Genomic DNA, 6,406 nt, shown 5'->3' with positions numbered 1-6,406 from the left:
TCGCCGCCCAGCGGTTCGACCGCGCTGTCTCCTGGACCGAGTTCACCGAGTGAGCCAGGACGGGTGCTGCTCTCCTGGCAGGCGGCGCTCAGGTCCAGTCGGCGGGTGCGTGAGCGCACGTGTCGACGACGACCACCTCCTGACCCAGCGTGTGACGCGCGGGGCGGGCGTGGGGGTCGGGCCGGCTGATTTTCGCCCCGGCCGGCGGCTCCGCAGGAGCCGTTTGCCTTGATCCGTAGCCTCGGCCGAGCTGTCCGTGAGACGGCGCTACACCTGCACGGTCATGTCTGCTGTCGAGAGAATCGCTACGACCATGAGGTCCGCAAGGTCCTCTACACCACCAACATCATCGAGAGCCTGAACGCACGGTTCCGGCAGGCCACTCGCAGACGCAGGCACTTCCCGACCGAGCCGGCCGCGATGAAGGTCCTCTACCTCGTCTTCCAGCAGAAAAGAAAAAGGCTGTGACCCCTGTTCTGGCAGGTCACAGCCTTGATCGTTTGTGCGCCCGAAGGGACTCGAACCCCTAACCTTCTGATCCGTAGTCAGATGCTCTATCCGTTGAGCTACGGGCGCTTGGTGCTCGGCCAGTCTACACAACCGGCTTTCGCGCGGAGACTCCGGGATTCGAACCCGGGAGGGGCTTTAAGACCCCAACCGCATTAGCAGTGCGGCGCCATAGACCAGACTAGGCGAAGTCTCCCTGGTGACCCGCGAGGTCACCGCGCCCGAGGATACAGGCCCGCACCCGCCCGGGGCAAAGCGGATACCGGGACCGGCCCTCGCCACCGCGTTTCCGTCGTGTGCCGGATCACGTCCACGGCTACGCTCCATCGATATGCAGGAGCAGCCGCCGAGCGATCCGCCCCGTCGCGAGCCCGCAGCCAAGGCCCGGCGGAGCCGCTCCCCACGACCGACGTTCAACCCACCGACGCCGGATCCCGCCGCGGAGAACGCGACGAGCGACACACCGGCGCCCAGGCGTCCGCGCCGGTCGGCGCCCACTGTCGTCTTCCAGCCGCCGACGCCGGCCGACGCCGCAACGCCGGCACCGCGCCCACGCCCGGCCGCTGATCCCTCACCTGCCGATCCGGGTACGCCCGGCGAGCAGGCCACCCCCGCGGCTTCTGCCGACGGCCCGGGTACGCCCCCGAAGGAGCAGGCCGCCTCGGCGACGTCCACGACTCCCTCTGGTGGGACTGCCGCAGCACGGACCGCCGACGAGGGCACGGCCCCGACCGATAAGAGGCCCGTCACAGCCGAGCAGGATCAAGCCGTCGAGCCTCCGACAGCGCCAGGGGCACCACCGGTCGGGGCAGAGGCGCCGAAACGGACGCGCCGTGCTCCCGCCGCCAAGAAAGCCGCCCCCGTCGCGCAGAAGGCCGCCCCGGCGGTCAAGAAGGCCGCCCGGAAGGCGTCAGCCCCGAAGCGGGAGGCGGCGATCACTGCCCCGGAGCCCGTACCCACCGAGCGAGAGCCCGACGGCACGGAGCCGGTCACGGCGGAGGGGTCAGTCACCGTGCCGCCGCCCGGACGGACCCGCCGGACCACGAAGGCCGCCCCGGCGGCGACGAAGGCAAGCCCGGCAACGGCACGTTCGGCAAAGGCGGGCCCGACAACAGCGAACCGCGCAACGGCACGTTCGGCAACGGTGGGCCCGGCAGAGCCCTCGGCATCCACCGCCGCACCGACCCCGATGCCGCCCACCGCGCGCGAGGCGAAGCAGACCGCAGCACACGACGCGCCCCAGACCGAGGTCACCGCTGCCGACACCACATCCCAAGCGGAGCAGTCCGCCGAGACGACGCACGCCCCGGCGACGACGTCGGCCGTCGTCGCGCTGGCACCCGCACAACCCGACGTCACGCGTACCCCGGAAACGGGCTGGCGGGCGGTGGGGCCGCAGCTGCGCGACCACCCCGGGTTCGCGCCGGAGCTGCTGGCCCTGGCGGCGGTCGACGCGCTCGGGCCGCGGGCCTCGGCCTGGGTGGAGCAGGTCCGACGGGCCTACCCGGAGGCGGACGCCGACGGGGTGGCCCGGCTGGCAACCCGGCGATTCGTCCGGATGGCCGGTACGGGTGGGGCGCTGGCGGCGGGCGCCGGGTTGTTCGCGCCGGTCGCGGAGCTGACGACAGTGCTGTGGACGCAGGCGAACCTGGTGCTGCATCTGGCGGCGGCGTACGGGCGGGATCCGGCGCATCCGGATCGGGCGGCCGAGCTGCTGGTGCTCACGTTGGTGCACCCGGACGACGGCACCGCGCGGGCGGCGCTGGCGGCGGCTCGGGCGGCCGATGCTCCGGCGGAGGGTCCGTGGGGGCGGGTGGCGGAGGCGGCCTGGCGGCTGGCCACGCCGGTGGCGGCGCAGGCGGGCGGCTGGCTCGGGCTGCGGTTGGCCGCCCGGTTGCTGCCGGGAGCGGCGGCGCTGGCGGCCGCGACGGGCGGTACGGCGACGGCCGAGCGACTCGCCGCGCGGGCGGTCGCCCGGTATCGGGCGTGATCGGCACCAGTTCGGCGAGCTGGCGCGGTCAGGCGGGGCCCGATGCCGCCACTTCCCCGACCTGGCGGCGGACGGAACGCGTGCCGGGCCGGCGCGGTCAGAGCCAGTCGAACCAGGACTTCGGCAGCATCGCGTAGCCGACGAACGCGAAGATGTCGAGCAGCGTGTGCGCGACGATCAGCGGGGCGACCCGGCGGGTGCGCAGGTAGAACAGCCCGAAGATCACGCCCATCACGGCGTTGCCGACGAACGCGCCGAAGCCCTGGTAGAGGTGGTACGAGCCGCGCAGCAGCGCGCTCGTGGCGAGCACCGCGCCGATCCGCCAGTTGAGCTGCCGCAGCCGGGTGATCAGGTAGCCGACCACGATCACCTCCTCCAGCACGGCGTTCTGCACGGCGGCGAGGATCAGCACCGGCACCGTCCACCAGAGGTCCGGCAGCGCGGCCGGGACCAGCGTGGCGTTGAGCCCGAGCTGCGCCGCCGCCCAGAACAGCGCCAGCCCGGGCAGGCCGATGAGCGCGGTCAGGCCCGCGCCCCGGGCCAGGTCCGAGCCGGGCCGGCGGAAGTCGACACCGAGCGTCCGCGCCGGGTCGCCGGGGTCGCGCGCCAGCAGGTGTACGGCGAGCAGCACCGGCAGCAGCGCGAAGACGATGCCGAGCAGCTGGTACGTGAGGTCGAGGTACGGCCGGGCCGACGCGGAGGTGTTCAGCGCGGCGGTCTGCTTGGACAGTCCGCCGGTCGCGGTCAGCTTCGCGATCAGGGACACCAGGGCGTACACGGCCGACTGGCCGAGGGACAGACCGAGCACGAGCAGCGTCTCGGTGCCCAGCATCCGGCGGGAGACCGGACGGGCCAGCTCGTCAACCGTCACCGGACCATGAAAGCACTTCGGCGACCGGGCCGGACGGTCGCACAGTCTGTGCGACCGGCGTACACGCTCCGTGGACATTCTATGCGGGCCGATCCGCCCGTACGGAGAAGGAGCGTGCCCCTGTGGAGAACTTCGCGCGGCTGCTGAAGGAGAGCTGGACCCTGGTCGAGGAGGACCGGGAGCGGCTCAGCGGTCACTTCTACGCCCGGCTGTTCCTCCTCGACCCGGAGCTGCGCAAGCTCTTCCCGGTGCAGATGAACGGCCAGGGGGACCGCATCCTGGAGGCCATCGTCACGGCCACCCAGACGGTGGGCGACCCGGAGAGCTTCGACGAGTACCTTCGCGCGCTGGGCCGGGACCACCGCAAGTACCACGTGTCGGCCGAGCACTACGCGACGATGGGCGTCGCGCTGCTCGACGCGCTGCGCAGCACCGCCGGGGACGGCTGGAACCTGGAGTACGACCAGGCGTGGCGGGAGGCGTACGCGGGCATCAGCGCGCGGATGCTCGCCGGCGCGGAATCCGACGAGAACCCGCCGTTCTGGCACGCCGAGGTGCTGACACACGAGCGGCACGGCCCCGACACGGCGGTGCTGACCGTGCGCGCGCTCCAGGATCCGCTGCCCTGGCGGGCCGGCCAGTACGTGAGCGTGGAGGTGCCGCGCTACCACCCGCGGGTGTGGCGGACGTACTCGGTGGCGAACGCGCCGAACGAGGAGAACGTGCTGGAGTTCCACGTGCGGACGCCACCGGGTGCGGCCGGTTGGGTGTCCGGCGCGCTGGTGCGCCGCACCAAGCCGGGTGACCTGCTGCGGGTGGCCGCGCCGATGGGCTCGATGACGCTTGATCCGGAGTCCACCCGGGACGTCCTCTGCGTGGCCGGCGGGGTCGGCCTGGCCCCGATCAAGGCGCTGGTGGAGGAGCTGACCCGGGTCAACCGGACCCGCTGGGTGCACGTCTTCTACGGCGCGCGCCGCCCGGACGAGCTGTACGCGCTGCCCGGCCTGGAGGACCTCGTCGCGTCCCACCCGTGGTTGTCGGTGACGCCGGCGTGCAGCGAGGACCCGGACTTCGGCGGCGAACTCGGTGACGTCTCCGAGGTGGTCACCCGCTACGGCCCGTGGACCACGCACGACTGCTACGTCTCCGGTTCGGCCGCGATGGTCCGGGCCACCCTGCGGGCGCTCGCCGCCGACGACGTCCCGCCCGACCACATCCGGTACGACACGTTCGGCAACCTCTGAACCTTGCTCCCCCCGAGCCGGGTCGCGTGCCCCCGCCCCCTGGGGCACGCGACCCGGCCCCCCGTTTCTCAGTAACGCCAGGGGGTTCCGGTCTCGCGGTACTCCTCCACCGGCACCAGCGGCACGCCGGGTGCCATCCGGTCGACGTAGAGCCGCCCCTCCAGGTGGTCGATCTCGTGCGCGACCAGCCGCGCCATCGCGTACTCGTAGGACGTGATCACCCGGCTGCCGTCCCACAGGGCGTGTTCCACGTCGATCCGCAGCGGCCGGGGCACCAGGCCACGGTGGTCGAAGAAGGAGAGGCACCCCTCGTACTGCTCGTCGGTCTCGGTCGCGGCGTCCACCACCCGTGGGTTGAGCAGCACCACCGGGTCGGCCGCCCGGTCGGCCGGGCGCACGAGCGCCGCGGACCAGCCGATGCCGAGCTGGGGCGCGGCGAGGCCGACGCCCTTGCTGAACGGGTGCAGCTCGTCCAGGCGGACCAGCATCCCGGCGAGCCGGTCGATCACCTCCCGGGCGTGCTGTTCGTCGGCCGGCAGGTCGAACTGGCGGGCCCGCTGCCGCAGCAGGTCGTCGCCGCGCTGCACGATGCCCACTGCGCGCATCCGGTCGCTGGCCCGCACCCGGGCGCCGCCGGTGGGCGCGCTGTCCGGTTCGGCGTCCGGCTCGGGGCTGCGGAACCGCCACTGCATCCGGTAGCGGGCGTTCAGCGGCGGGTCGTCGGTCCCCCAGTCGAAGACCACCCGGCCGCCGTCCACCGACCGCTGGATCGGGGTACGCAGCGGCCCCTCCTCCGCCGACAGCGAGGTCTCCGCGCCCCACACCTTGGGGTCGAGGTCCGCGGGCAGGTCGAGCCGCACCGCCAGGTGCCGGGTGGGCAGGCGTACGGCCCGCTGGAACCAGGGGCCCCACTTGTCCCGGCCGACGCGGTACGCGTACTCGATGGTGACCCGGTCACCGGGGTAGAGCGGGAAGCGTCCCTCGTCGTTCTCGAACAGCAGCCAGATCTCCTTGAACGCGTCCCGGTCGTGCTTGGCCCGCCAGTGCATCGGCTCGCGCCCGTTGCCGTCGTCCCGGTAGGCGTTGAGTTGCAGCTCGGCGAAGGTGAGCGGGTGTTCCCGGTGGTGCCGGTTGGAGCGGCCGGGGTCGTTGGGGTAGCGGTCGACGGCGACCCGGACCAGGTAGCGGGTGACCGGTTCGGTGCCGGCGTTGTACAGCTCCCGCCGGATCGCGCAGTGGTAGCCGTCACCGGAGTGGGTGAGCGTCGCGACCTCCCGTTCCACCACGAGGCCGGTCCCCGGGGGCAGCCACTGGCCGGGGACGGGCGGGTCGCGGTGGGCCACGCCGGTGCGGCCGTGCCGCAGCTCGTCGTACTCCCGGAAGCGCTGCCAGATCGCGCCGCTGGCCTCCAGGACGGCCTCGGCCCGGCGGGCGAAGTCCTCGGTGGGCCGGTGCCGGCGCCCTTCGACGTGGCTGACGTAGGACGGGTCGAAGCCCATCATCGTGGCCAGTTGCTTCTTGGACAGCCCTCGGCCGGTCCGGTGCCGGGCGAGTTCGGCCGCGAACGAGTCCGCGGCACGCTCGATCGGTGAGGTCGTCATCAGCTTCCTCGTACGCGGGAAGACCATTTTCACGTTGAGTGGCCGAACGTGTACGGAAACTGCCTCGTATTCGACACTCACCTTGACTTTTCAGCGGCGTGCATCGATCCTTGTGCCGTCTGCCGCCGGCTCTCCGGCGGCGTTTTCCGTCTCCGAGGCCGGGTAGTACGCGACGGCCGTGGAGTGACGCGGG

4 protein-coding genes, 2 tRNA genes and 1 pseudogene are annotated in these 6,406 nt (G+C 72.6%); 3 read left to right on the top strand and 4 right to left on the bottom strand.

The window, feature by feature from the left end:
• Positions 1–306: 306 nt before the first annotated feature.
• Positions 307–441: pseudogene (locus tag OC439_RS08965) on the top strand (transposase); the annotation flags it as partial.
• Positions 442–503: 62 nt separating this feature from the next.
• Here the strand turns inward: OC439_RS08965 and OC439_RS08960 are convergent.
• Together OC439_RS08960 and OC439_RS08955 are read right to left on the bottom strand one after the other, a co-directional pair.
• Positions 504–576: transfer RNA gene (locus OC439_RS08960), tRNA-Arg, on the bottom strand.
• Between the two features lie 36 nt (positions 577–612).
• A tRNA-Ser gene (locus OC439_RS08955) sits at positions 613–703 on the bottom strand.
• A gap of 993 nt (positions 704–1,696) precedes the next feature.
• On the opposite strand from OC439_RS08955, the gene OC439_RS08950 reads away from it, so the two are divergent.
• Entirely contained in the window at positions 1,697–2,497 is an 801-nt protein-coding gene (locus OC439_RS08950) for a hypothetical protein (RefSeq protein ID WP_262013013.1), read from the top strand.
• Positions 2,498–2,594: 97 nt separating this feature from the next.
• On the opposite strand, the gene OC439_RS08945 is transcribed toward OC439_RS08950, so the two are convergent.
• On the bottom strand, positions 2,595–3,368 hold the full coding sequence (locus OC439_RS08945; RefSeq protein WP_030499361.1) for a CPBP family intramembrane glutamic endopeptidase: 774 nt from the start codon (positions 3,366–3,368) through the stop codon (positions 2,595–2,597).
• 122 nt (positions 3,369–3,490) lie between these two features.
• Between OC439_RS08945 and OC439_RS08940 the strand changes: the two genes are divergently transcribed.
• A complete protein-coding gene (locus OC439_RS08940; protein WP_262013012.1) occupies positions 3,491–4,612 on the top strand; it encodes a globin domain-containing protein in 1,122 nt (373 codons plus the stop codon).
• A gap of 68 nt (positions 4,613–4,680) precedes the next feature.
• Here OC439_RS08940 and OC439_RS08935 read toward each other — a convergent pair whose 3' ends face one another.
• The gene (locus OC439_RS08935) at positions 4,681–6,213 is read right to left on the bottom strand and encodes a peptide deformylase (protein WP_262013011.1); all 1,533 of its coding nucleotides are present in this window, start codon (positions 6,211–6,213) and stop codon (positions 4,681–4,683) included.
• Positions 6,214–6,406: the final 193 nt, after the last annotated feature.

Origin of the sequence: Micromonospora sp. Mcm103 (assembly GCF_024519755.1) — a bacterium.
Classification (GTDB): domain Bacteria; phylum Actinomycetota; class Actinomycetes; order Mycobacteriales; family Micromonosporaceae; genus Micromonospora; species Micromonospora aurantiaca.
Note: the sequence above shows the minus strand (reverse complement) of the source record. Positions and strands in the feature narration are given on the sequence as shown.